Origin of the sequence: Kitasatospora sp. NBC_00458, assembly GCF_036013975.1 — a bacterium.
In the GTDB taxonomy this organism is placed as follows: domain Bacteria; phylum Actinomycetota; class Actinomycetes; order Streptomycetales; family Streptomycetaceae; genus Kitasatospora.
This window is the reverse complement of record NZ_CP107904.1, coordinates 5,760,665-5,785,481: the sequence shown is the minus strand read 5'-3', so window position 1 is coordinate 5,785,481 and position 24,817 is coordinate 5,760,665. Positions and strand designations below refer to the sequence as shown.

Annotated in this window: 15 protein-coding genes; 10 read left to right on the top strand and 5 right to left on the bottom strand. The window is 72.5% G+C overall.

Translation table 11 applies throughout. From position 1 onward, the window contains the following. Positions 1-292 precede the first annotated feature (292 nt). The 4 genes from OG550_RS24125 to OG550_RS24110 all read left to right on the top strand — a co-directional run bounded on the left by OG550_RS24125 (position 293) and on the right by OG550_RS24110 (position 2,527). Positions 293-1,171, top strand: coding sequence for a MarR family transcriptional regulator (locus OG550_RS24125; protein WP_327680833.1), 879 nt, complete (start codon positions 293-295; stop codon positions 1,169-1,171). Between the two features lie 32 nt (positions 1,172-1,203). Next, a complete protein-coding gene (locus OG550_RS24120) occupies positions 1,204-1,566 on the top strand; it encodes a type II toxin-antitoxin system RelE/ParE family toxin (protein WP_327680831.1) in 363 nt (120 codons plus the stop codon). A gap of 62 nt (positions 1,567-1,628) precedes the next feature. After that, positions 1,629-2,045, top strand: a complete 417-nt coding sequence (locus OG550_RS24115) for a helix-turn-helix domain-containing protein (RefSeq protein WP_327680830.1) — start codon at positions 1,629-1,631, stop codon at positions 2,043-2,045. Beyond that, complete coding sequence (locus OG550_RS24110; RefSeq protein WP_327680828.1) at positions 2,045-2,527, top strand: hypothetical protein; 483 nt, start codon at positions 2,045-2,047, stop codon at positions 2,525-2,527. The genes OG550_RS24115 and OG550_RS24110 overlap by 1 nt, the downstream gene beginning before the upstream one ends. A 446-nt stretch (positions 2,528-2,973) precedes the next feature. On the opposite strand, the gene OG550_RS24105 is transcribed toward OG550_RS24110, so the two are convergent. The 4 genes from OG550_RS24105 to OG550_RS24090 form a co-directional block, all read right to left on the bottom strand. Beyond that, the gene (locus tag OG550_RS24105; RefSeq protein ID WP_327680827.1) at positions 2,974-3,471 is read right to left on the bottom strand and encodes an ATP-binding protein; all 498 of its coding nucleotides are present in this window, start codon (positions 3,469-3,471) and stop codon (positions 2,974-2,976) included. 177 nt (positions 3,472-3,648) lie between these two features. Beyond that, positions 3,649-4,932, bottom strand: a complete 1,284-nt coding sequence (locus OG550_RS24100) for a L,D-transpeptidase (RefSeq protein WP_327680825.1) — start codon at positions 4,930-4,932, stop codon at positions 3,649-3,651. A 209-nt stretch (positions 4,933-5,141) separates the two neighbouring features. Next, complete coding sequence (locus OG550_RS24095) at positions 5,142-6,431, bottom strand: L,D-transpeptidase (protein WP_327680823.1); 1,290 nt, start codon at positions 6,429-6,431, stop codon at positions 5,142-5,144. 192 nt (positions 6,432-6,623) lie between these two features. After that, on the bottom strand, positions 6,624-8,159 hold the full coding sequence (locus tag OG550_RS24090; RefSeq protein ID WP_327680821.1) for a L,D-transpeptidase: 1,536 nt from the start codon (positions 8,157-8,159) through the stop codon (positions 6,624-6,626). Positions 8,160-9,332: 1,173 nt separating this feature from the next. On the opposite strand from OG550_RS24090, the gene glgX reads away from it, so the two are divergent. The 4 genes from glgX (at position 9,333) to OG550_RS24070 (ending at position 16,857) form a co-directional block, all read left to right on the top strand. Next, complete coding sequence (gene glgX, locus OG550_RS24085) at positions 9,333-11,621, top strand: glycogen debranching protein GlgX (protein WP_327680819.1); 2,289 nt, start codon at positions 9,333-9,335, stop codon at positions 11,619-11,621. A gap of 311 nt (positions 11,622-11,932) precedes the next feature. After that, complete coding sequence (locus tag OG550_RS24080; RefSeq protein ID WP_327680817.1) at positions 11,933-13,786, top strand: ABC transporter ATP-binding protein; 1,854 nt, start codon at positions 11,933-11,935, stop codon at positions 13,784-13,786. Further along, the gene (locus OG550_RS24075) at positions 13,783-15,780 is read left to right on the top strand and encodes an ABC transporter ATP-binding protein (RefSeq protein ID WP_327680815.1); all 1,998 of its coding nucleotides are present in this window, start codon (positions 13,783-13,785) and stop codon (positions 15,778-15,780) included. Before OG550_RS24080 ends, OG550_RS24075 begins: the two co-directional genes overlap by 4 nt. A 324-nt stretch (positions 15,781-16,104) precedes the next feature. Beyond that, positions 16,105-16,857 carry a class I SAM-dependent methyltransferase gene (locus OG550_RS24070; RefSeq protein ID WP_327680813.1) on the top strand — a complete coding sequence of 251 codons (753 nt, stop codon included), beginning with the start codon at positions 16,105-16,107 and terminating at the stop codon, positions 16,855-16,857. A 342-nt stretch (positions 16,858-17,199) separates the two neighbouring features. Here the strand turns inward: OG550_RS24070 and glgP are convergent, their stop codons facing one another. Then, positions 17,200-19,911 (bottom strand): alpha-glucan family phosphorylase, encoded by a 2,712-nt coding sequence (gene glgP, locus OG550_RS24065; RefSeq protein ID WP_327680811.1) that lies wholly within the window; start codon positions 19,909-19,911, stop codon positions 17,200-17,202. A gap of 1,122 nt (positions 19,912-21,033) precedes the next feature. Here glgP and OG550_RS24060 point away from each other — a divergent pair. Beyond that, positions 21,034-22,989 carry an alpha-1,4-glucan--maltose-1-phosphate maltosyltransferase gene (locus OG550_RS24060; RefSeq protein WP_327684098.1) on the top strand — a complete coding sequence of 652 codons (1,956 nt, stop codon included), beginning with the start codon at positions 21,034-21,036 and terminating at the stop codon, positions 22,987-22,989. After that, positions 22,986-24,710: a maltose alpha-D-glucosyltransferase gene (treS, locus tag OG550_RS24055; protein WP_327680809.1), complete on the top strand. Its 1,725-nt coding sequence runs from the start codon at positions 22,986-22,988 to the stop codon at positions 24,708-24,710. The genes OG550_RS24060 and treS overlap by 4 nt, the downstream gene beginning before the upstream one ends. The last annotated feature ends 107 nt before the right edge of the window (positions 24,711-24,817 follow it).

Below are 24,817 nucleotides of genomic sequence, written 5' to 3'. Positions count from 1 at the left end.
GCAACCAGCCCATATGACTATTCGTCACCAGTCGCCACGGTGCGCCACGGCCATGTAGCGTGCGCATAGACGAATCAACCCCCGCCGGTGCTGGAACACCGAACGGGGGTCTGACCAGGTACGACACACAGGAGTCGCTCCGGTGGCTACACATGACTTTAGCGTCCCCACACTCCCCGGCGGGCCCGAACTCGCCGCTCCGGGCTACGGAAAGCGTTCCGCGCCGGACCAACACCCGCGCGACGCACGCGACTTCGCACATCTGCCCGTCCGCGAGGCGTATCTCGCGAATATGATCGACCGGTTCCCCGAGGGCGCCGCGATGGACGTGAAGTCGCTCGCCGCCTTCAACCCGCTCTACAAGCAGCAGGCCGTCCGGACCGCGCTCAACAACCTCTCCGCGGCCGGCCACCTCCGCCGGGTCCGCGAGCGGGTCGGCGCCGACCGCACCCAGTGGGTCTTCCGCACCTACTTCTCCCGGACGCCGCGCGGCGACGCCTGGTGGAACCACTTCATCGCCACCGGGGAGCCCGGCGGCGAGGGCAACCCGCCGGAGGGCGAAGCGGCCGACGACCGCCCGCCTCCCCCGGCGGAGGACCCGGGCAGCACCGCCTCGCCCTCCCCGGCCTACCGCACGCTCGCGGACCTCGGGCGCGCCGACCGGCGCCTCTCCCTCTCGGCCGCCGACTGCGCCGCCCTCGAACCGCTCGCCGCCGCCTGGCTGGCCCGCGGCGCCACACCGGACGTGCTCACCACCGCACTCACCGCCGGGCTGCCTCCGGAGGTCCACAGCCCGGCGCCGTTCACCCGTCGGCGGCTGATCGAGAAGCTGCCGCCGGAACAGCCGGTCGCCGCCACAGCAGCAGCGCCCCCGCCGACCCGCGTCGCCGAGTGCACCGACTGCCGCGTCCCGGCCCGCCCGCAGGCCCTCCTGGGCGGCCTCTGCCGCCCCTGCCGGACGGGCGGCGGGGCCCGGCCCGTCGCGTCCCCGAATCCCGCATGGCTCACACCCTCCGCCGTCCACCGGCACGCCGCCCGCGCCCGGGCCGGCCTCAGAACCGGGCCGAACACCGGGCCCCACACCGGACCCCACACCGGACCCGGCACCGGACCGAACACCCGTCCAGGAACCGGGTACCGGCCCCGAGACGTTGATCGATCGCCCGCCTAGACTGCCGAGAGGGCGGACGAGGGGGTGGGGCGGTGCCGGGGCAGCGGGAGTGGTCGCTCTACCAGGGCGCGGACGGGTCCGCGCCCGTGCAGAAGGAACTGCAGAAGGCCGATCTCGCCCCGCACGAACGGGCCAAGCTGTTCGTCCTGATGAACCGCGTCAAGGACCGCCAGACCCTCCCCGGCGACGTCAAGGACCTGGGCAGCGGCATCCTGGAGGTCCGGCTCACCGGCGACCACCGCACCTTCCGCCTGCTCTACGCGGAGCAGGCGGGCGGACTGGTCCTGCTCGCCCTCTCGTTCTTCCAGAAGAAGTCCCAGAAGACCCCGTCGAACGAGCTCGGCGCCGCCTCTAAGCGGCTCAGGGAGTGGCGGAACAGAACACCGGACGGCTGAGTTCCCGGTTCTCGGTATCGGCTTTGGGCGATACTGTGAGAAGACTCGGAGGGGAGGAGACCATGGCGTCCGCACTGCACGATCTTCTCGGCATCGATCTCGACGACCCCCGCACCGCGGCGGCACTCGACGACGCGAAGGCCTACGCGGAACTCGTCGAGACCCTGGTGGTGGCCCGGCGGAAGTGCGGGCTCACCCAGCGCGAGGTGGCCGAACTGATGGGCACCTCGCAGTCGACCGTCTCCGAGTTCGAGCGCGTCGGCGGCGACGCCCGCTACTCGACGCTCCAGCGCTACGCGCGGGCGGTCGGCGCACGGCTGCACACCCTGGTCGACCACACCGCCGCCGAACTGACCCCGGTCTGGACCCCGGCGCCCGTCGCCCTCCAGGTGCAGGTCCGGGTGACGGCCCGCGAGCGCGCGCAGCGGCCCCGCACGACGGTCTGGACGGACGGCGACGCCCGGTCGGTGACCGTCTGATGGCGTCACCCGCCACCCGCCGCCCGGTGCGGCGGTTCGGGAGCTTCCAGGAGCTCGCCGAGGCCGCCCAGCTGGACGACGTCGTGTTCCTGGAGGTCGGCGGGCGCCGGCTGTTCGACCGGCCGGAGCCCCGCCCGGAGGACGAGCTGCGCACCGCGCTGTCGGTCTGGCTCCGGCAGGGCGACGACGGTGCGGCCCTGGAGGTGCGCTGCCGGCTGGAGCTGGCCGCCGCCCAGGCGGACTTCGTCGTCGACGCCGTGGCGGCGTTCTCGCTGGGCGACCCGTTCGAGCTGGGGCCCGAGGAGCAGCAGTGGTTCGTCGACCAGGTCGGCGTGACGGTGCTCTACCCGTACCTGCGGGAGTCGGTGCACAGCACGGCCGCCAAACTGGGCCTCGACGTCCCGCTGCTCTCGGTGCGCAGCCCGTGGCCGTCCGCACATGCCGGACACAGCTCGCACACGGCGCAGACAAGCGGCGAATAATGCCGATCATGAATAATCTCAGGCGACAGCGTGAACCTATGCAAATTCCCAAGGTGAACTAAGTTACAAACCTTGCAATCGAAGCCATCCGGTTTGCCCACATGCTGAGATTCGTGCGATAGTCGAAGTGTCCGACGGCGGGCGAGAACGAATCGCCGTGGGCACACGGAGACTACGGCTGGCCCGACCTGGCACGGCCGTCGCCCATCGTGCGGCACGCACCCCCTTGGCCGGCGCGATGACCTGCAGGGGCCCCCATCCACCGGACCATGGTGAAGTCGGGGGCCCTGCGTGTTTTCCGGACCCGTACGCCCCTGCACCCGCGGCCCGCGCACCCGTACACGCGTGCACCGTCCGCGCGTGCGCCGTCCGGGGCCCGGGCCGCGGGTGCTCCCCGGGCCCGGCGGCCTCCGGCGACGACACACTCCCGCGCGCGAGCGCCCGGGTCAGTGCCGGTCGCGCACCTTCAGCTCGAACCACACGCCCTTGCCACGCGGCAGCAGGTCGGCGCCCCAGCGGTCCGCCAGGTCGTCGACCACCCTCAGCCCGCGCCCGCGCTCGTTGATCGGCAGCGGCTCGGCCAGGATCATGCACGGCAGCGCCCGTGAGGAGTCCCGCACCTCGACCCGCAGCCAGCCGGGCTTCCGTGACACCTGAAGTCCGATGGTCCGCCCGGCGGCATGCCGCACCGCGTTGGCCACCAGCTCGCTGGTCAGTAACTCTCCGACCTCCAGCTGCTGGTGCAGGTCCCAGGTCTCCAGGACCGAGAGCACCAGCCGGCGCGCCACCGGGCCCGACTCCGGCCGGGAAGGCAACCGCACCTCGCCGGACGCCGACTGGTCGCACAACCTGCCGACGTACATCCGCTCCAGCTCCTCCGAGCTGAGCCGCTCCAGGGCCGCCAGCGCGTCCTGGAAGCACGCCCACGACGCGTCAGCAACCAAGCTGGACGCGAGAAGTGATGACTGATCTGTTTCGCCCCAACCCGCCATGCGGTCCATCATTGCGGAACGCAAGCGGCCGCGTACGGACAATGAGCAAACGATCACTACTCGCTCGGCATATGCCGCGAGCAACCCGGGTCTGCGAACCGTCAAGCCCGGGTTGCCGCGCACCGCCTCCTACCAGGCACTCCAGTCCAGGTTCCAGCCGCTGAGCCCGTTGTCCGGGGCGACCTGGCCGCGCGAGGAATTCTTCACCGACACGACGTCCCCGATCAGCGAGCCGTCGTAGAACGTGCCCGCCGAGGTGCCCGCGCCGCCGCCCTTGACGTCCTTCAGACCCACGCAGCCGTGGCTGACGTTGTCCGCCCCGAAGGCGTTGCTCCAGTAGTTCCCGTGCACGTACGTGCCGGAGTCGGTGAGCCGCATGGAGTGCGGAACCTGGAGGTCGTAGGGGTCGCCGGTCATCCCGGGCATGCTGCTGGACTGCATCCGCACCACGCCCTCCTTGGACATGACGACCATGGTGCCGTTCCAGGTCGGGTGCTCGGGCGAGCCGGAGGTGATGTCGATGACCGAGCTCTGACCATCCCGTACGACGGTCATCTCATGCGCCTTGGCGTCAACCGTCGAGATCTGGGATCGCCCGATAGTGAAGGGCTCGTCCCGCTCGACACCGCCGTAGACGCCCGGAGCGATCTCCACGTTCTTCAGCCGGTACTGGACGGTGACGTTGGTACCGGGCGTCCAGTACTTCTCCGGACGGAAGTCCAGCCGACGGTTGCCGAACCAGTGACCCTTCACCACGGTCCCGTTGTCGGTCTTGAAGGAGATGCCCTTCGCGACCGCCTCCTTGTTCTTCACGTCCTTGTCGAAGGTCACCGAGACGATCATGCCGACCCCGTAGGCGGCGTTGTCCTCGACGTTGTCGGCGGCCTTCGCCTCGCGCTCCGGCGTCAGCGTGGTGAAGCTGCTGTCCGCCGCCGCGACCACGCCGCCGGCGTCCGTCGCCAACGCGCTCACCTGGTAGGCGGTGCCGACCGCCAGCGGGCCGGACGGGACCCAGTTCGACCCGTCGGCGGCGATGGCACCGGCCACCTCCTTGCCCGTCTTGTCGCTCACCTTCACGGTGGTGAGCTTCCCCCCGGCCACCGCGACCTTGAGCGTGCCGTCGGGGGCGACGTCCACCGAACCGCTCTTCGGCTGGATGTCCACCACCGCCTGCGAGACCTTCGGCGCGGCCGCCGACGGCGCCCCGGCCCCGGCGCCCTCCCCCGCCGCGGCTCCTGCCGCGGTTCCTGCCGAGCTGGCCGGAGCGGCCGACGGCGAGGCCCCCGCGGCCCCGCCGGCGCCCAGCTCGGCCTTGGCCGCGCTCCCGTTCCCGCCACTCCCGCCACAGGCGCTGGTCAGCACCAGCGCACCACCGACCAGACCGGCGGCCACCATCCTGCGTATCGACTTCACCGTCGACCCCCCTTCTCGGTCCCGCGCTCGTCCCCGCCCTGGTGCCGGGGTGTCGGGAGACCCGACAGATACACGCGGCAGCCTCCGGAAAGGTTGCGCCGTTCGGGGGGCGATCGGCCCGGGAAACGGGACCGGCCCGACCCCAACGAGTGAGGATCGGGCCGGGCGCTCGCGAACCGGGACTGACCGGGTCTACCAGCGGGTAGGGACTACCAGTTGGGCCAGAGGATGTTCCAGCCGCTCAGCCCGTTGTCGGGCGCGACGGTCTTCTCCTTCGAGTTCTTCACGGTGACCACGTCGCCGATGATCGAGTCGTTGAAGAACTTGCCCGCCACCGAGGTGTCGCTGCCGCCCTTCTCGTCCTGCATCGAGATGCAGCCGTGGCTGGCGTTGGACTTCCCGAAGGGGTTGGCCCAGTAGTTGCCGTGCACGAAGGTGCCGGAGGTGGTCAGCCGCATCGCGTGCGGCACGTCCGGGATGTCGTACTCCTCGCCGAGGTTCACGGTCTGCGAGTTCATCCGGGTGACCTTCTCCTTGCTGGAGATCACCATGGTGCCGTTCCAGGACGGGTTCTTCTCGTCCCCGAGGGTCACCGGCACGGTGTGGCTCACGCCGTCCCGGGTCACCGTCATCTGGTGCGAGGCCGAGTCCGCGACGGAGACCTGCGAGCGGCCGATGACGAACGGCTCGTCCTTCTCCACGTCGCCGTAGATGCCCGGGGCCACCTCGACGTTCTTCAGCCGGTACTTGATGGTCACCTTGGTGCCCGGCGTCCAGTACTTCTCCGGGCGGAAGTCCAGCCGGCGGCTGCCGAACCAGTGGCCCTTCACCTCGGTGCCGTTGTTGGTCTCGAAGGAGATGCCCTTGAGGACCTCGGCCTTGTTCTTGATGTCCTTGTTGAAGACCACCGAGACGATCATGCCGACGCCGTAGGTGGCGTTGTCGGCGATGTTGTCGTTGGTGGAAACCTTCTTGTCCGGCGTCAGCGTGGTGAACGAGGTCGTCGACGCCGCCACCAGGCCCTCGGCGTCCGCGGCCTGCGCGTTCACCTTGTACGCCATGCCGACGGCCAGCGCGGCGCTCGGCTTCCAGCCGAGGCCGTCCGGGGTGATGGCCCCCGTGACCGGCTTGCCCTCCTTGTCGGTCACCTCGACCGTGGTGAGCTTGCCGTTGGCCACCGACACCTGGAGCGCGTTGGTCGGCGCGACGTCCTGGGCACCGTCCTTGGGCTCGACGGTCAGCACCGCAGCCGAGGTCTTGGGCGGCGTCGAACTCTGGGCGGGTGCCGGCGTCCCCCCGTCACCCGCTCCGCCCGTGCCGCTCGCGCCCGCGGTCGCGGCGGCGTCGCCGCCGGCCTTGGTCTCGCCGCCCTTGTCGTCGTTGCAGGCCGCAGTGAGCAGCAGCACCCCGCCCATCGCCAGTGCAACCGCACTCTGACGCAGGCGACGGTTCGTGGTGGTGGTGCGTATCGCGGCGTCGGCCGCCCTAACCGGCTTCACGGTCTCTCCCCTCCCGGTGTCCACCCTGATGGACGCGCTACCGCCCAGGTGGGTTGCACCGGACCGGCGATCTTCCGCACCGGGCTTCGGCGCGGCAAGCCAGGATAGCTGGGCCGAATGAGTGAATCTTGGGGAGGATCCCAGTGAATACGGGTGAAGATCATCCGTGCGGGACCTTCACGACTCGGTGATCTAGGAGGTCACGGCCCCACTCCCGGGCGGGGCCGCCCCGGCCGGGGCGGCCGCGGTGCCTGCGGTGGCACCCGTGGGAGCGCCCGCTGTGGCGCTCGGGGGAGTGTTCGAGGGAGTGCTCGCGGTGGCGCCCGCGGACCGGCCGGCCGACGGGCTCGCGGGTCGACCCGCCACCGGGGAGGCGAACGGGCTCGCCGCGGGGGCGGGGGGCGGCCCGGCGGGCGAGGTGCCCTGGGCGGCCGGGGCGGCCGGGGTCTGTGGGGCGGGCGGGGCACCGGACGGGCTCGCGGACGGGCTCGCGGACGACTGGAGGGCGCTCCCCGCCACCCACTGCGCCCACGGCAGGTTCCAGCCGTTCAGACCGTTGTTCGGCGGAACCACGTCCCCCGCCGAGGCCTTCACCTCCATGACGTCCCCGGGGATGGTGTGCTCGAACAGCCATCCCGCCGGACTCTCCTTGCTGGCCCCTCCCTTCACGTCCGCCAGACCGATGCAGCCGTGGCTGGTGTTCGCCGTCCCGAACACCGCCGGGTTCGCCCAGTAGTTGCCGTGGACGAACGTGCCGGAATTGGTCAGCCGCATCGCGTGCGGCACGTCCTTGATGTCGTACTCGTCGCCCATCCCGACCGTCTGCGAGTTCATCCGCGTCACCCGGTACTTCTCCGACACCACCAGCACGCCCCGGTAGGTCGTGTGCTTGGCGTCCCCGCCGGACACCTTGAGCGCGCGCACCACCCGGCCGCCCTGGCCGGCCCGGACCGTGAGGGTGTGGGCGTCCAGGTCCACCGTGGAGACCTGGGCCCGGCCGATCGTGAACCGGACGTCCTTCACCTGGGTGCCGAACTCGCCCGGCGCGCCCTGCACGTCCTTCAGCCGCAGGGCCACCGAGACCCTGGTGCCGGCCGCCCAGTACGCCTTGGGGCGGAAGTCCAGGCGCTGGCCGCCGAACCAGTGCGCGGCCACCTCCACGGGCGGGTCCGCGGTCACCGACACCGCCCGCTCCACCGCCGCCCGGTCGGTGATCGGCCGGCTGAACCGCAACGACACCGGCATGCCGACACCGACCGTGGAACCGTCCTCGGGGGTGAAGAAGGCCACGAAGGTGTGCGCGCGGGCCATCGTCGAGAAGTCGGTGTGCTGGGCCGCCTTCTGGCCCTGGTCGTCCTCGGCCACCGCATCCAGGGTGAAGGCCGTGCCCAGCGGCAACGGGCCGGCCGGCGTCCAGCTCGTGCCGTCCCCGGAGACCGTCCCGGCCACCTCGTTCCCCTGCGTGTCGGCCAGCCGGACGGAGACCAGCCGGCCCTGGGCGACGGTCACCCGGACGGGGCCGTCGGGCGGGACGTTCTGGGCGTTGTCGGCGGGCAGGGCGGTGATCGCCGCCCGGGAGGCGGGCGGGGGGCTCCCGGCGCCCGGCGGGGCCGCGTCGTCGCTCGGGGTCCTCGGTGAGCCGCCACCTCCCGAGCAACCGGCCAGCACCGCCAGACAGCACCCCAGCGCCGCCACCCGCCGCGCCCACATCAGTCCTCGGGGCCGCATACCGGGGCCTCCCGCCGTTTCCGTCCGATACCCCGCACAACGAGGGCAATCCCGGCAGGACACGCGGACACGCCGGAAAATCCCACCCCGGTGGCCGAGACCGAGGAGCGGGCACGACCGCACGGCGCGGATATGTAGACCGGTCGACATATTCCGCAAGCTCCCCCACCCGGCCGACACGAACCGCGAACCATCACCGCGCAGGAAGTCGGACCCGCCGACTTTTCGCGCGGTGCGCCACCGGCCGGCCCGCCTGCGCCCCGCCGCCACTCCCATCATGAATCTGTAGACCGGTCGACATATTTGGCCTCACGCACCCTGCCCGGCCGCCCCCACAGGCCGCCGCGCGAGAAGTCGGACCGGCCGACTTCCCTAGCGACTCCCACCACACGGAGAGCCGGCGCCGCCAATGCCGCCAATGCCGCCGACGCCCCACTTCCCCACCCGAAACCCGAGAAAGCCCCGGACGGGCAGCAGTCCTATGTAGACCGGTCGACATATTCTGAGCCGCCCCTTCACGCGTTCGGCTGACGCGAACTGCGAATCCGCGCCGCGCGAGAAGTCGGACCCGCCGACTTCCTGCTCCGCACACGACCAGCGGCCCGCCGTCACGCCGCGCCGGGCTTGAGGCGAGCCGGGGCTTCCCACACCAGGCCGGACCAGGCGCGCCTGCCACGCGGGGAATCTGTAGACCGGTCGGCATATTCCTGCTGCATACCCAGCCCCGATGGGCTCCGCCGTGCGCGAGAAGTCGGACCGGCCGACTTTTCGCGCGGTGCGCGGTGCGCGGTGCGCGGCCGCCCCCGCTCCCACCCCCGCTCCCACTCCCGCCGCCGCCCCCACTCCCACTCCCACTCCCACTCCCACTCCCGCAGGAACGTGTCGGTCGGGGCGGAGGAGGCGACTGGGGCGAGGTAGGCCGACGTGGGCAGCACGAGCCGCCCGCAATCGAATATGTCGACCGGTCTACAGATTCACCCCGAGTGCGCCCCGGCCCGCCCCGGCCAGCCCCGCCCGGCGGATGCTGCTGCGTGGAAAGTCGGCCCCGCCGACTTTCTGTGCGCACGCCCGCCATCCGCCGGTAAGACACCGTTCAGCCGCATCCACCCGGCGCGATCAGGGAAAGAGACCCCTCACGGGGTACGGGACACCCCGGCCAGGGAGGGCACCGCCATGGCGTCAGGGCAGGAGCTGGAAGCCGTCGTGCGCACGCACGGCACGACACGGGGCTCGGCACAGGACGAGGCACACGACACCGCCCGCAGTGCGGCACACGCCGACGGACCGCCGTGGCCGGGCAGCTGGCAACCGCTAGGCGCCCGCTTCCGCACCGAGCCGGACGGCCGCCACGGCACCAACTTCGCCCTCTGGGCAGCCGGCGCCGAGGCCGTCGAGCTCTGCCTCTTCGACGAGGACGGCCTGGAGACCAGGCACCGCCTCACCGAGCAGGACTTCCAGGTCTGGCACGGCTTCGTCCCCGGCGTGCTCCCCGGCACCCGGTACGGCTTCCGCGTCCACGGCCGATGGGACCCGTGGACCGGCGCCCGCTGGAATCCGGCCAAGCTGCTGCTCGACCCGTACGCACGGGCCGTCGACGGCTGTTACACCTCCCACGACGCGGCCTGCGCCGCCGTCCGCAACTGGCCCGAGGCGGACGTCGCCGACACCGTCCGGGACAACCGCGACTCGGCCCGGTTCGTGCCCAGATCCGTCGTCGTCCAGGACGACGACGACTGGTACGACGACCACCGCCCGAAGACCCCGTGGGCCGAGACCGTCCTCTACGAAGTGCACGTGCGCGGCTTCACCCTCCGCCACCCCGGGATCCCGCCCGAACTGCGCGGCACCTACGCCGGGCTGGCGCACCCGGCCGCGATCGCCCACCTCACGGGCCTGGGCGTCACCGCGGTGGAGCTGCTGCCGGTCCACCAGCACGTCAGCGAGGACCACCTCCAGGCGCGCGGGCTCGTCAACTACTGGGGTTACAACACCGCCGGATACTTCGCCCCGCACGCCGGCTACTCCGCCTCCGGCGCGCGCGGCGGCCAGGTGGGCGAGTTCAAGCGGATGGTCCACGCGCTCCACGCGGCCGGGATCGAGGTCATCCTCGACGTCGTCTACAACCACACCGCCGAGGGCGCCGAGCTGGGCCCCTCGCTCTCGCTGCGCGGCATCGACAACGCCGGCTACTACCGCCTGCCGCCCAACCGCCCGCGCGGCTACGCCGACTACACCGGCTGCGGCAACACCCTGGACACCCGCCGCCCCCAGGTGATCCGCCTGATCACCGACTCGCTGCGGTACTGGGTGACCGAGATGGGCGTGGACGGCTTCCGCTTCGACCTGGCCGCCGCGCTCGCGCGGGGCGGCGACGCCGTCGACATGGAGCACCCGTTCCTCGCCGCCGTCGCGCAGGACCCCGTCCTGAGCCGAGTGAAGCTGATCGCCGAGCCGTGGGACGTCGGCCCCGGCGGCTACCAGGTGGGCGGCTTCCCGCCGCTCTGGGCCGAGTGGAACGACCGCTACCGGGACACCGTGCGGGACTTCTGGCGCGGCGCCCGCCCGGACGTCCGGGAGCTCGGCTACCGGCTCTCCGGCTCCTCGGACCTCTACCAGCGCGGTGGGCGGCGGCCGTACGCCTCGGTCAACTACGTGACGGCGCACGACGGTTTCACCCTGCGCGACCTGGTCTCCTACGACCGCAAGCACAACGAGGCCAACGGCGAGGCCAACCGGGACGGCACCGACGACAACCGTTCCTGGAACCACGGCGCCGAGGGCGAGACGACCGACCCGGTCGTCAACGCCCTGCGGCAGCGCCAGCTGCGCAACCTGACGGCCACCCTGCTGCTCTCCGCCGGCGTCCCGATGATCACCGCCGGCGACGAGTTCGGCCGCACCCAGGGCGGCAACAACAACGCCTACTGCCAGGACAACGAGGTCAGCTGGCTCGACTGGTCGCTGATCGCCGACCCGGCCTGGCGCGGGCTGTACGAGTTCACCGCGCGCCTCGTCCGGCTCCGCCGGGCCCACCCGGTGCTGCGGCAGCGGGCGTTCTTCTCCGGCCGCGCCCCGGCTCCCGGCGGCCAGCCGGACCTGGCCTGGTTCACCCCGCTCGGCAAGGAGATGACCGAGGCCGACTGGTTCGCGCCGACCGCCGGGCTGGGCATGCTGCTCTCCGGCACGGCCATGTCCGAACGGGACCGGTACGGGCACCCGCTGCACGACGACAGCTTCCTGCTGCTGCTCAACGCCGGCCCGGAACCGGTCGCCTTCACCCTGCCCGGCGAACCCTGGGCGGCGGCCGGCGCACGGTACGAGACGGTGGTGGAGACGGCGGTGGACGCGACCGGCACCCACCTCCCGCAGGACGTGGTCGTGCTCGGCGGGCGCTCGCTGCGGCTGCTTCGGACACCGGACGGGGCCCGCCGCCGCACGGCCGGACCGCACGACGGCGTGTGACGCCCGCCACCTGACGCCCATCACCCGCCGCGGGGGGGCTGGCACGGGACGCCGCCCGGCGTGGCCCACCCGCCCGCCGGCCCACCGACCCACCGGCCCCGTCCGGGTGCCCGCGGCCGAACCGGAACCCCCACCGCACCCGGCCCACGCCCACCTCGCGCCTACCTCGCGCCCACCCTGCCCCCGCCCCGACGCGGCACCGCCCCGGCGCCGCGCCGGCACCGGGGCGTGGCCGGGCCGTGGCCGGTATTCGACGACAGGTCCGAAAAACCGGATGAGAAATGACGGCGGCTCGGCCTACCCTCACGGCGATGGCCGAGAACCAGACCCCCGACTCCGCGCCCGCCCACCGGTCGACGGTGCGCTCACTGCTGCGCCTGTGGCCCTACGTCCGCCCGATCCGCACCCGACTGGTCATCTCGATCAGTGCGGCGCTGCTCGCCGCGCTCAGCGTGCTGCTCGTCCCGATCGTGCTCGGCCGGATCGTCGACGGGCCGATCGCCGAGCACGACCTCGACGGACTCTGGCCGCTGGTCGGCCTGCTGCTCCTGCTCGGCCTCACCGAGGCCGCCCTCTTCTACACACGCCGGGTGGTGCTGGCCCGACCGCTGGCCGGGGTGGAGACGGCGATGCGCGGTGACCTCTTCGCCAAGCTCCAGCGGCTGCCGGTCTCCTTCCACGACCGCTGGGGCTCCGGCCAGCTGCTCTCCCGGGCCACCTCCGACATGTACACCATGCGGCTGTTCCTGGCCTTCCCCCTGGTCTTCCTGATCGTCAACACGGTGACCTTCCTGGCCGGCACCGCCCTGATGTTCACCCAGGAGTGGCGGCTCGCCCTGATCGCGCTCGTGCCCGTGGTGCCGCTGTTCCTGCTCACCCGGCGCTTCGAGTCCGGCTACTCCGGCGCCGCCCGCCTCGCCCAGGACCAGAACGGCGACCTCGCGACCGTGGTCGAGGAGTCCGTCCTCGGCATCCGCATCCTCAAGGCCTTCGGCCGCCACCGCTCGATGGCGGAACGATTCCGCGAGCACTCCCGGGACCTGCGCCGCACCGAGCTGAAGAAGGCCGGGCTGCTCGCCAACCTCTGGGCGCTCATCGTCGGCCTGCCGGAGCTGGCCCTCGGCTGCGCGCTCGCGGCCGGCTCCTACCTGGTCGCCCACGACGAGCTGAGCGCCGGCACCCTGGTCGCGTTCCTCTCCACCGCGCTCGCGCTGCGCTGGCCGGTCGAGTCCCTGGGCTGGCTGCTCGCGTACGCCAACGAGGCCGCCACCGCCACCGACCGCTTCTTCGAGGTCCTGGACGAGCCCGAGGCCGACGCCGCCCCGGCCGCCACCGCAGCCGCCCCCACCACGGCCGACCTCGCCAGGACCACCCCCACGGCCGACCTCGCCAAGGCCTCGGGGCCCGACGGCATCCGGCTCACCGGCGTCCGCTTCCGCTACCCCGACGCCCCCGCCGACACCCCCGACCTGCTCCGCGGCGTCGACCTGCACATCCGCAGCGGCGAGACGATGGCCCTGGTCGGCGCCACCGGCAGCGGCAAGACCACGCTCACCGCCCTGCTCCCCCGCCTGTACGACGCCACCGGCGGCACCATCACCCTGGACGGCCGGGACATCCGCGAACTGGACCGGACCAGGCTGCGCGAGCTGGTCGCGGTGGCCTTCGAGGAGCCCACCCTGTTCTCCGCCACCGTGCGGGAGAACGTGCTGATGGGCGCCCCCGGCGCCGGGGACGACCGGCTGCACACCGCGCTCGCCACCGCCCAGGCCGGCTTCGTCGAGAAGCTGCCGGAGGGCGTCGGCACCGAGGTCGGCGAGCAGGGCCTGAGCCTGTCCGGCGGCCAGCGCCAGCGGCTCGCCCTGGCCCGCGCGGTGGTCGGGGATCCGGCCTTCCTCGTCCTCGACGACCCGCTCTCCGCGCTGGACGTGCACACCGAGGCGCTGGTCGAGCGTGCCCTGCGCCAGGTCCTCGGCTCCACCACGGCCCTGGTGGTCGCCCACCGGCCGAGCACCGTCATGCTCGCCGACCGGGTCGCGGTGCTCGCCGACGGCCGGATCGAAGCGGTCGGCACCCACCAGGAGCTGCTCCACCGCTCCGCGCGCTACCGCGAACTGATGTCGGGCGAGGCCGCCCTCGTCCCCGAGGGGAGCACCGCCCGATGACCACCACCGTCGAACCCGCCGGCCGGAAGGCGGGCGGCAGCGGACCGTCCGGCGCGGAACCCGCCGAGCCGAATGCCGCAGACCCGAACGCCGCAGACCCGAACGCCAAGGCCCCCGCCACGGCCACCAAGACCGCGACCGCGACCGCGACCACCGCCGACTCCGGCACCGCCACCGCCACCGGCGACCCGGCCGAGGAGGAACTGCCCGCCCCGCCCGCCGACGAGGAGGACATCCCCGTCCCGCCCGGCGCCCCCCGGGCGCTGCTGCGCTCGCTGCTCGGCCCGCACCGGGTCCGGATCGTCATCGCGATGGCGGTGATCCTGCTCCAGCAGGCCGCGCTCCAGGCGGGGCCGCTGCTGGTCGCGTTCGCGATGGACCGCGGCATCCCCGCGCTGCGCGACAACGACTCCGGTCCGCTGATCGCGGTGATCACCGCGTACCTCGGCTGTGCGCTGCTGGGCACCGTGCTCCAGTGGTCGTTCATCAAGATCAGCGCCCGGGTCAACCAGGACATCCTGCTGGAGCTGCGCGGCCGGATCTTCCGGCACGCCCAGCGGCTCAGCCTCGACTTCCACGAGCGCTACACCTCGGGCCGGATCATCTCCCGCGCCACCAGCGACGTGGACGCGCTGCGCGAACTGCTCTCCGAGGGCCTCCAGGAGCTGCTGACCGTCTTCCTCTCGGTCTGCTCGATCTCGGTCATCCTGCTGGTGCTGGACTGGCGGCTCGGCCTGGTCTCGCTGGCCTCGTTCCTGCCGCTCTGGCTGATCGCCCGGTCGTTCCGGCGCCGTTCGCGCCGGGTGTACCGCCGCTCGCGCACCTCGGCGGCCTCGTTGATCGTCCGCTTCACCGAGACCATGAACGGGATCCGCCCGGTCAAGGCGTTCCGCCGCGAGTGGGCCAACGACGCCGCCTTCGGCGTGGTGAACCGGCAGTCGGCGGCCGCCACCGCGGACGGCCTGCTGGAGATCGCCCGGTACGTGGGCCTGTCCCGCGGCACCGCCAACGTCTGGACCGCCGGTGTGGTGCTGCTCGGCGCCTACCTGGTCACCGACGACAGCATGGCGCTGGGCGTGCTCACCGCGTTCGTGATCTACCTGCGCCGGCTCTACGACCCGATCGACCAGCTGGCGATGTTCCTCAACAGCTACCAGTCGGCCGCCGCCGCGCTGGAGAAGATCGCCGGACTGCTCGCCCACGAGCCGACCGTCGCCGAACCGGCCGAGCCGAAGGAGCTGCCCGCGACGACCGCCAAGGGCCGCGAGGTGCACTTCGCGAAGACCCGGTTCGCGTACCGCACCGGCAAGGAGGTGCTGCCGCCCTTCGACCTGGTGCTGCCCGCCGGGCAGACCGTCGCCGTGGTCGGCGCGACCGGGGCCGGCAAGTCGACGGTGGCCAAGCTGCTCGCGCGGTTCTACGACCCGACCGAGGGCCGGATCACCCTGGACGGGGTGGACCTGCGCGACCTGACCGGTCCCGAGCTGCGGCGCGGGGTGGTGATGGTGACGCAGGAGTCGTTCCTCTTCTCCGGCACCGTCGCCGAGAACATCGCGATCGGCCGACCCGGCGCCACCCGGGAGGAGGTCGAGGAGGCGGCCCGGGCGATCGGCGCGCACGCGTTCATCGCCGAGCTGCCGGAGGGCTACGACACCGACGTGCGCAAGCGCGGCGGGCGGATCTCGGCCGGCCAGCGCCAGCTGGTGGCCTTCGCCCGCGCCCTGCTCGCCGACCCGGCGGTGCTGATCCTGGACGAGGCGACCAGTTCGCTGGACGTGCCCGGCGAGCAGGCGGTGCAGCGCGCGATGCGCACCGTGCTGGCCGGACGGACGGCCGTGATCATCGCCCACCGGCTCTCCACCGTGGAGATCGCCGACCGGGTCCTGGTGATGGACCAGGGCCGGATCGTCGAGGACGGCACGCCGCACGAGCTGATCGACGGCGCCGGCCGCTTCGCCGAGCTCCACCAGGCCTGGCGGGACAGCCTGGTCTGACCCTCTTCCGGTGCGCGGACCCGCGCACCGGAAGAGGCGGTCGGCCCGGCATCCGCCGGACGCCCCGCCGACCCGCCGGCTCCGCGCCCGACGACTCCGCCGGAGGCCGTGGTGGGTCCGGCGGCGGTCAGGACCCACCACGTGGTGGCCTCACTCCGATGCACCGATGCACCGGTGCACCGATCCGGCCTGCTCGTACCGGGCCTCACCGGCCGGCCTACCCGGGCGATTCGTAATAGACAGCAGGCCCTTTCATCCATTACCGAAAGGGTCTACAGTCATTTCCAGGCCTTACCGAGCCAGTCCAGGACCGAGGGAGCGACCATGGTCGACCGACACCACTGGGAGCAGTGGCAGCGCAGCTGGGACCGTCAGCAGGAGTGGTACCTGCCCGACCGTGAGGAGCGGTTCCGGGTGATGCTCGACGTCGTCGAGGCGGTGACCGGCCCCGCGCCGCGCGTCCTCGACCTCGCCTGCGGGACGGGCAGCATCACCGAGCGACTGCTCGCCCGGCTGCCCGGCGCCGTCAGCGTCGGCGTCGACCAGGACCCCGCGCTGATGACGATCGCCCGCGGCGTCCTCGGCGAGGACGAGCGGTTCACCCTGGTGACCGCCGACCTCAAGGACCCGGAGTGGGCCGGGGCCCTGCCGCCCGGCCCGTTCGACGCGGTGGTGACCGCCACCGCCCTGCACTGGCTGCCCACCGCCGACCTGGTCCGGCTCTACGGCGACCTGGCCGGACTGATCCGGCCCGGCGGGGTCTTCCTCAACGCCGACCACACCCCCGAGGAGTCGATCCCGCTGCTCAGTGCGGCCGACCGGGCCTTCCGGAGGCGGCACCAGGAGCGCGAGACGGCCGAGGGCGTCCTCGACTGGGAGGGCTGGTGGATCGCCGCCGCGGCCGACCCGCTGCTCGCCGAGCAGGTCGCCGCCCGGAACGCCATGTACGGATCGCACGCCGACGGCGAGTCCCACCCGGCCGGCTGGCACACCGCCCGGCTGGTCGAGGCGGGCTTCAGCGAGGCCGGGCTGGCGTGGCGCTCCGTCAGTGACGCCCTGGTCGCAGCGGTCTGCTGACCTCCCGCACCACCCGCCACCCACCACCCACCACCCACCACCCACCGAACGCAACGCGCGGGTACGCCGCACCCGCCGAACGCCGCACGAACCGGGCGGCAGCACGAGCCGGGCGCGTCACACAACACCCCGCCCCGCCTCCCCCGCGGGCGACAGAGCGGGGGAGGCGGGGCGGAGAGACGGGGAGCCGCGGCGACGACGGCACGAACGAACGGCACGAACGACCGGCACGGGCCGGGCGCCCGTACACGGGCGGGCAGGGCGGGCAGGGCGGGGCGGGCAGGGCGGAGGGAAGCCGGACCACCGGCCCCCACCCCGCCCGCCCCGAACCCGCCCGCGGACTCAGCGCAGCAGCCCGGCGTCCATCCCGGCGGCCTCCGGAGGCAGCGCCACCAGGCCCAGCTCGGCCGGCGAGGCCAGCCTCGGGTGGGCCGGCAGCACCCGGACGGTGTACCCGAACGGGCCGGTGCGGCAGAGCTCCAGGGAGCCCTCGTACCTGGTCCGCCCGTCGAGGTCCGGACCGCCGACCGGCTTGAGGGCGAGCAGGCAGCCGTCCGAGATCCGGTCCGACTCGTCGACCCGGCCGGAGACGGCCTGCACCTCGACGTCGCCGGGCTCCAGCGGACCGAGTGCGACCTGCACCCGCAGCGCCAGCGAACTCCCCAGCTCCTGCGCCTCGTCCGGGCAGTCCGCCTCGACGTGCTCCACCCGGACGGCCGGCCAGCCCTCCCGGACCCTGGCCTTCCAGGCGGCCAGTTCGCGCGCCCCGGCGTACGGGACGGCCTCCGCCGCCGCGCCCGCCGCCACGCCCGCGGACCCGGTCGGCTCGGCCGCCGCCAGCTCCCGCTGGGCCACCGCCGCGGGCGCGTAGAGCCGCTCCACGTACTCACGGACCATCCGCCCCGCCAGCACCTTGGGGCCCAGGGTGACCAGGGTGTGGCGGACCATCGCGATCCACCGGTGCGGCAGGCCGTCACCGCCCCGGTCGTAGAAGCGGGCGGCCACCTGGTCCTCGATCAGGTCGTACAGCGCGGCGGCCTCGATGTCGTCGCGCCGCTCGGCCTCCCGGCTCTCCGGGTCGAGCACCCCGTCGCCGGTGTCGGCGGTCGGGATCGCCCAGCCGTTCTGGCCGTCGAACCACTCGTCCCACCAGCCGTCCAGCACGGACAGGTTGAGGCAGCCGTTGAGCGCGGCCTTCATCCCGGACGTGCCGCAGGCCTCCAGCGGGCGGAGCGGGTTGTTCAGCCAGACGTCGCAGCCCGGGTAGAGGTGCTGGGCCATCGCCATGTCGTAGTCGGGCAGGAAGACGATCCGGTGCCGGACGGCCGGGTCGTCGGCGAAGGCCACCATCTGCTGGATCAGCCGCTTGCCCCCGTCGTCGGCCGGGTGGGCCTTGCCGGCGACCACGATCTGGACCGGCCGGGTCGGGTGCAGCAGCAGGGCGCGCAGCCGCTCCGGGTCGCGGAGCATCAGGGTGAGCCGCTTGTAGGAGGGCACCCGGCGGGCGAAGCCGATGGTGAGGACGTCCGGGTCGAGCACCGACGCGACCCAGCCGAGTTCCGCCTCGCCGGCGCCGCGCTGGCGCCAGGAGGCGCGCAGCCGGCGCCGGGCCTCGTCGACCAGCTGGGCGCGCAGGGTGCGGCGCAGCTCCCAGATCTCGGTGTTGCCGATCCGCTCCAGACCGGTCCAGCGCTGGGTGTCGCCGGTGGTCATGGCGGCCTCGGCGCGGTCGGCGCCGATCTCGGCGGCGCCGAGCCGGACCACCGCCGGGTCGATCCAGGTCGCGGCGTGGACGCCGTTGGTGACGGAGGTGATCGGGACGTCGGCGGTGTCGAAGCCGGGCCAGAGGCCGCTGAACATCGACCGGCTGACCTCGCCGTGCAGGGTGGAGACGCCGTTGGCGCGCTGGGCGAGCCGCAGGCCCATGGCGGCCATGTTGAACAGCTTCGGGTCGCCGCCGCGCCAGGTCTCGGCGCCGAGCGCGAGGACCTGCTCGACCGGGACGCCGGGCAGCGCGGTCTCGCCGCCGAAGTGCCGGGCGACCAGCTCGCGGTCGAAGCGGTCGATGCCGGCCGGGACGGGCGTGTGGGTGGTGAAGAGGGTGCCGGCCCGGACCGACTCCAGGGCGGCCGCGAAGTCGAGCCCGGTGTCGGCGACGAGTTCGCGGATCCGCTCGACGCCGAGGAAGCCGGCGTGGCCCTCGTTGGTGTGGAAGACCTCGGGCGCGGGGTGGCCGGTGAGCCGGGCGTAGGCGCGGACGGCCCGGACGCCGCCGATGCCGAGCAGCATCTCCTGGAGGAGCCGGTGCTCGCTGCCACCGCCGTAGAGGCGGTCGGTGACCTCGCGCTCGGCGGGCGAGTTGGCCTCGATGTCGGAGTCGAGCAGCAGCAGGGGTACGCGCCCGACCTGGGCCTTCCAGACGTGCGCGGCGAGGGTGCGGCCGCCGGGCAGCGCCAGGTCGATCCGGCAGGGGGTGCCGTCGGTCTCGCGGAGCAGGGTGACGGCGAGCTCGTCCGGGTCGAGCAGCGGGTAGCGCTCCTGCTGCCAGCCGTCCCGGTCGAGGGACTGGCGGAAGTAGCCGTGCCGGTAGAAGAGCCCGACGCCGATGATCGGGACCCCGAGGTCGCTGGCGGCCTTGAGGTGGTCGCCGGCGAGGATGCCGAGGCCGCCGGAGTACTGGGGCAGCGCGGCGGCGATCCCGTACTCGGGCGAGAAGTAGGCGACGGCGGCGGGCAGCGGGACGTCGGCCCCCTGCCCGGCCGACTGATACCAGCGCGGGCCGGCCAGGTACTCCCGCAGGTCGTCGGCGAGGTCGCCGAGCCTGCGGAGGAACCGCCGGTCGGCGGCGAGCGCGGCGAGCCGGGCGGCCGGGACCTCCCCGAGCAGCCGCACCGGGTCCTCGCCGGTCGCGGCCCAGACCTCCGGGTCCACGGACCGGAAGAGGTCCCTGGTCTCGGGGTGCCAGGACCAGCGCAGGTTGAGGGCCAGCTCGTGCAACGGCTGGAGTTGTTCGGGCAGGACGGTGCGGACGGTGAATCTGCGGATTGCCTTCACGGCGTGAAGCGTAGCCGTGGCGAGTGACATGATGGTGCGTCAGTCGAGCTATTCGGCATCCGTTCGGGCTATTGATGAGATCGCATTCGGCGCATTGGGCTGCACGGGGGGCGCACGAGGCGCACTTTTCCGGGTGCCGCGCCACCAATACGTGAACGCTGTGGAACAGGTCCATTTCCGCCGTCGCTTCCGACCCTGATCACGTCCGAAACTACTGTCATACCGCTGCGAAAGTCGCGTCTCCGGTGCGACGATGAGCCGAGGTCGCTGATGCTGCGGGGCGTGCGGAGACGGGTGGCGCTCCCCCGAGAAGCAGCACGTCCGAATCCTTTCCGCGTTGACCGTTCCGCTTCCTCCTTGGTCCATTCGGCGCTCACCGCGCACCGATGCGTGTCCTCGGACTCGGCCTGCTCGTTCACGGGTGGGTCGGGTCACCCAGGGGTGTGCCCCGAGAGGCGTGCGCCGGGACGCGCGCGGGCTCTCGGACGCCCCGCCACGGGCTCGGCGGGAGCTGGGCAGGTTGCCGGGTACGGCGGCGCGGGCAGGCTTCCGGTCGCACGTCCTCCCCACCCAGCAGTCCTCCCGGTACTCCCCTGGCCCCGCCGGCCCGCGGGAGCTGCCGCCGATCTCGGGCAGGAGTTTGGCATGCACGGCGACACGCGGGACCAGTCCACACCGGTGGCCGACACCCTCGACGCAGCGGTCGCGGAATCCGCCGGACGGATGGATTCTGACATTCGGACAGACGCGCCGATGCCGGCCCCCCGGGGCGTCGGGGCTATCCGTACGGAGCGAGCGGACGAACCGGCCCGACAACCCGGGGCCGGGGAGAGCCGACCCGCGGCACCGCGCAAGCGCACCACCACCCGGCGCAGCGCGACCGCCGCCGGACCCGCCGCCCCGAAGGCCGGGCCCGCGACCGGACCGGCCACCGCCGGCGCCGGAGCCGGGTCCGGGTCCGACGCCGGTGCAGGAGCCGGTGCAGGAGCCGCCGCCGGACCCGCCACCCGCAGGACCGCCACCGCGAAACCCGCCACCGGCAAGCCCGCCGCCGGCGAACCCGCCGCCCGCCGACCAGCCGCCCGCAAGACCGCCGCCCGCAAGACGACAGAGAGCGACACCGTGATCGGCCGCATCCCCGTCCTGGACGTCAGCCCCCTCGTAGACGCCGGCCGCCGCCCGGCCAAGGCCGTGGCCGGCGAGACCTTCCTGGTCACCGCGACCGTCTTCCGGGAGGGCCATGAGGCGGTCAACGCCAACGTCGTCCTGCGCGACCCGCGCGGCCGCGGCGGCCCGTGGACGCCGATGCGCGAGCTGGCCGACGGCACCGACCGCTGGGGCGCGCACGTCACCCCGACCGCGCCGGGCCGCTGGTCGTACCTGGTGGAGGCGTGGTCCGACCCGGTGGCCACCTGGCGCCGGGCGGCGTCGATCAAGCTCCCGGCCGGGATCGACACCGCGCTGGTCCTGGAGGAGGGCGCCCAGCTGCTGGAGCGCGCCGCCGCCGGGGTCCCGAAGAAGGACGGCCGGGCCCAGGTGCTGGCCGCGGTGGACGCGCTGCGCGACCCGGGGCTGCCGCCGCTCTCCCGGCTGGCCGCCGCGCTCGCCCCGGACGTGCAGGAGCTGCTGACCAGGTTCCCGCTGCGCGAGCTGCTGAGCGCCTCCCGCCCGCTGCCGCTCCAGGTGGACCGGGAGCGGGCGCTGTTCGGCTCCTGGTACGAGTTCTTCCCCCGTTCGGAGGGGGCGGTGGTCGACCCGTCGGGCGTCGAGCCGCCGCGGTCCGGGACGCTCCGGACCGCCGCCGAGCGGCTGCCGGCGGTCGCCGCGATGGGCTTCGACGTGGTCTACCTGCCGCCGGTCCACCCGATCGGGCGAGCCTTCCGCAAGGGTCCGGACAACACCCTGACGGCCGGTCCGCACGACGTCGGCTCGCCGTGGGCGATCGGTTCCCCGGAGGGCGGTCACGACGCCGTCCACCCGGACCTCGGCACCATCGAGGACTTCGACCACTTCGTCGCCGAGGCCACCGCGCTGCACCTGGAGGTGGCGCTGGACTTCGCGCTGCAGTGCTCGCCGGACCACCCCTGGGTGAACAAGCACCCGGAATGGTTCAGCCACCGCGCGGACGGCACCATCGCCCACGCCGAGAACCCGCCGAAAAAGTATCAGGATATTTATCCGATCAACTTCGACCAGGACATGGACGGAATCGTCAAGGAGACGATCCGGGTGCTCCGGTTCTGGATGGCCCACGGGGTCCGGATCTTCCGGGTCGACAACCCGCACACCAAGCCGGTGGTCTTCTGGGAGAAGGTGCTCGCCGACATCGCCCGCACCGACCCGGACGTGGTGTTCCTGGCCGAGGCCTTCACCCGCCCCGCGATGATGCACACTCTGGGGAAGATCGGATTCCACCAGTCGTACACGTACTTCACCTGGCGCACCACCAAGCAGGAACTCACCGAGTACCTCACCGAGCTCTCCGGTGACGCCGCCGCCTACATGCGGCCCAACTTCTTCCCCAACACCCCGGACATCCTGCACGACTTCCTCCAGCACGGCGGCCCGGCCGCGTTCGCGCTCCGCGCCGTGCTGGCCGCCACCCTCTCCCCCAGCTACGGCGTGTACGCCGGCTACGAGCTGTACGAGCACGAGCCGGCCCACCCGGGATCCGAGGAGTACCTGCACTCGGAGAAGTACGAACTGCGCCCCCGCGACTGGAGCCGCACCGACACCCTCGCCCCGCTGCTCACCGTCCTGAACCGGCTGCGCCGCCGTCACCCGGCCCTCCAGCAGCTGCGTTCGCTGCGCTTCCACCCCACCGACAACGACCAGGTGCTCGCCTACTCCAAGACCGCCCTCACGCCCGACGGCCTCACCGACCACGTCATCACCGTGGTCAACCTGGACCCCCGCAACGTCCAGGAGGCCACCGTCACCCTCGACGGGGAGGGACCGTACGCGGTCCAGGACGAGCTCACCGGTGCCGCCTACACCTGGGGCCGGCACAACTACGTCCGGCTCGATCCCTCAGCCGAGCCGGCTCACCTCCTCACGGTTCGGAGGAACCCAGCGTGACAGTGAACGAGCCCGTTCCCGACACCTTCCCCGAGACCTCGAAGAAGAACCTGGACCCCGAGTGGTTCAAGCGTGCGGTCTTCTACGAGGTGCTGGTGCGGTCCTTCCAGGACAGCAACGGCGACGGGGTCGGGGACCTCAGGGGGCTCACGTCCAAACTCGACTACCTGCAGTGGCTGGGGGTCGACTGCCTCTGGCTCCCGCCGTTCTTCGCCTCGCCGCTGCGCGACGGCGGGTACGACGTGGCCGACTACAAGGCCGTCCTGCCCGAGTTCGGCGACCTCGCCGACTTCATGGAGTTCGTCGACGCCGCGCACCTGCGCGGCATGCGCGTGATCATCGACTTCGTGATGAACCACACCAGCGACCAGCACCCGTGGTTCCAGGCCTCCCGGGAGGACCCGGACGGCCCGTACGGCGACTTCTACATGTGGGCCGACGACGACAAGCAGTACCCCGACGCCCGGATCATCTTCGTCGACACCGAGACCTCCAACTGGACCTACGACCCGGTGCGCAAGCAGTACTACTGGCACCGGTTCTTCTCGCACCAGCCGGACCTCAACTACGACAACCCGCGCGTCCAGGACGAGATGATCGCCGGGCTCCGCTTCTGGCTCGACCTGGGCATCGACGGCTTCCGGCTGGACGCGGTGCCCTACCTGTTCGCCCGCGAGGGGACCAACTGCGAGAACCTGCCGGAGACCCACGAGTTCCTCCAGCGGGTCCGCAAGGAGATCGACGCCGACTACCCGGACACCGTGCTGCTCGCCGAGGCCAACCAGTGGCCGGAGGACGTCGTCGACTACTTCGGGGACTTCTCCTCCGGCGGCGACGAGTGCCACATGGCGTTCCACTTCCCGGTGATGCCGCGGATCTTCATGGCGGTCCGCCGGGAGTCCCGCTACCCGGTGTCGGAGATCCTCGCCAAGACGCCGAGCATCCCGCACGGCTGCCAGTGGGGCATCTTCCTGCGCAACCACGACGAGCTGACCCTGGAGATGGTCACCGACGAGGAGCGCGACTACATGTACGCGGAGTACGCCAAGGACCCGCGGATGCGCGCCAACGTGGGCATCCGCCGCCGGCTCGCCCCGCTGCTGGAGAACGACCGCAACCAGATCGAGCTGTTCACCGCGCTGCTGCTCTCCCTGCCCGGCTCGCCGGTGCTCTACTACGGGGACGAGATCGGCATGGGGGACAACATCTGGCTCGGCGACCGGGACGGCGTCCGGACCCCGATGCAGTGGACCCCGGACCGCAACGCGGGTTTCTCCTCCGCCGACCCGGGCAGGCTCAGTCTGCCGCCCATCATGGATCCGGTGTACGGCTATCAGGTGACCAACGTCGAGGCACAGCAGAGCAGTTCGAGTTCACTGCTGCACTGGACGCGTCGCATGATCGAGATCCGCAAGCTCAACCCGGCCTTCGGCCTCGGCACGTACACCGAACTGCCCTCCAGCAACCCCGCGGTGCTGGCCTTCGTCCGTGAGTACGAAGGGGACCTGGTCATGTGCGTGAACAACTTCTCCCGGTTCGCACAGCCGACCGAACTGGACCTGCGGCATTTCGGAGGGCGGTACCCGGTCGAGCTGATCGGCGGGGTGCGCTTCCCCTCGATCGGCGAGTGGCCGTACCTGCTCACCCTCGCCGGCCACGGCTTCTACTGGTTCCAGCTCCGCCGGCCCCCCCGGCTGAGCGGATCCAGGCGACCGAAGTAACGATCCGGCAGCCGCCGGGACCCACCGAACCCTCCGGGGGCGCGAGTTCGACCCCGCGCCCCCGGAGTTCTCTGCACCACCGCGTACGGAGAACAGCCCAACGGCCA

What these genes read in the sequence shown, in the direction of transcription:
- OG550_RS24115 (WP_327680830.1), top strand. Translation starts at nt 1,629, where the DNA reads ATGGCGTCCGCACTGCACGATCTTCTCGGCATCGATCTCGACGACCCC.
- OG550_RS24070 (WP_327680813.1), top strand. Translation starts at nt 16,105, where the DNA reads ATGGTCGACCGACACCACTGGGAGCAGTGGCAGCGCAGCTGGGACCGT.
- OG550_RS24080 (WP_327680817.1), top strand. Translation starts at nt 11,933, where the DNA reads ATGGCCGAGAACCAGACCCCCGACTCCGCGCCCGCCCACCGGTCGACG.
- OG550_RS24090 (WP_327680821.1), bottom strand. Translation starts at nt 8,159, where the DNA reads ATGCGGCCCCGAGGACTGATGTGGGCGCGGCGGGTGGCGGCGCTGGGG.
- OG550_RS24075 (WP_327680815.1), top strand. Translation starts at nt 13,783, where the DNA reads ATGACCACCACCGTCGAACCCGCCGGCCGGAAGGCGGGCGGCAGCGGA.
- glgX (WP_327680819.1), top strand. Translation starts at nt 9,333, where the DNA reads ATGGCGTCAGGGCAGGAGCTGGAAGCCGTCGTGCGCACGCACGGCACG.
- OG550_RS24110 (WP_327680828.1), top strand. Translation starts at nt 2,045, where the DNA reads ATGGCGTCACCCGCCACCCGCCGCCCGGTGCGGCGGTTCGGGAGCTTC.
- OG550_RS24125 (WP_327680833.1), top strand. Translation starts at nt 293, where the DNA reads ATGATCGACCGGTTCCCCGAGGGCGCCGCGATGGACGTGAAGTCGCTC.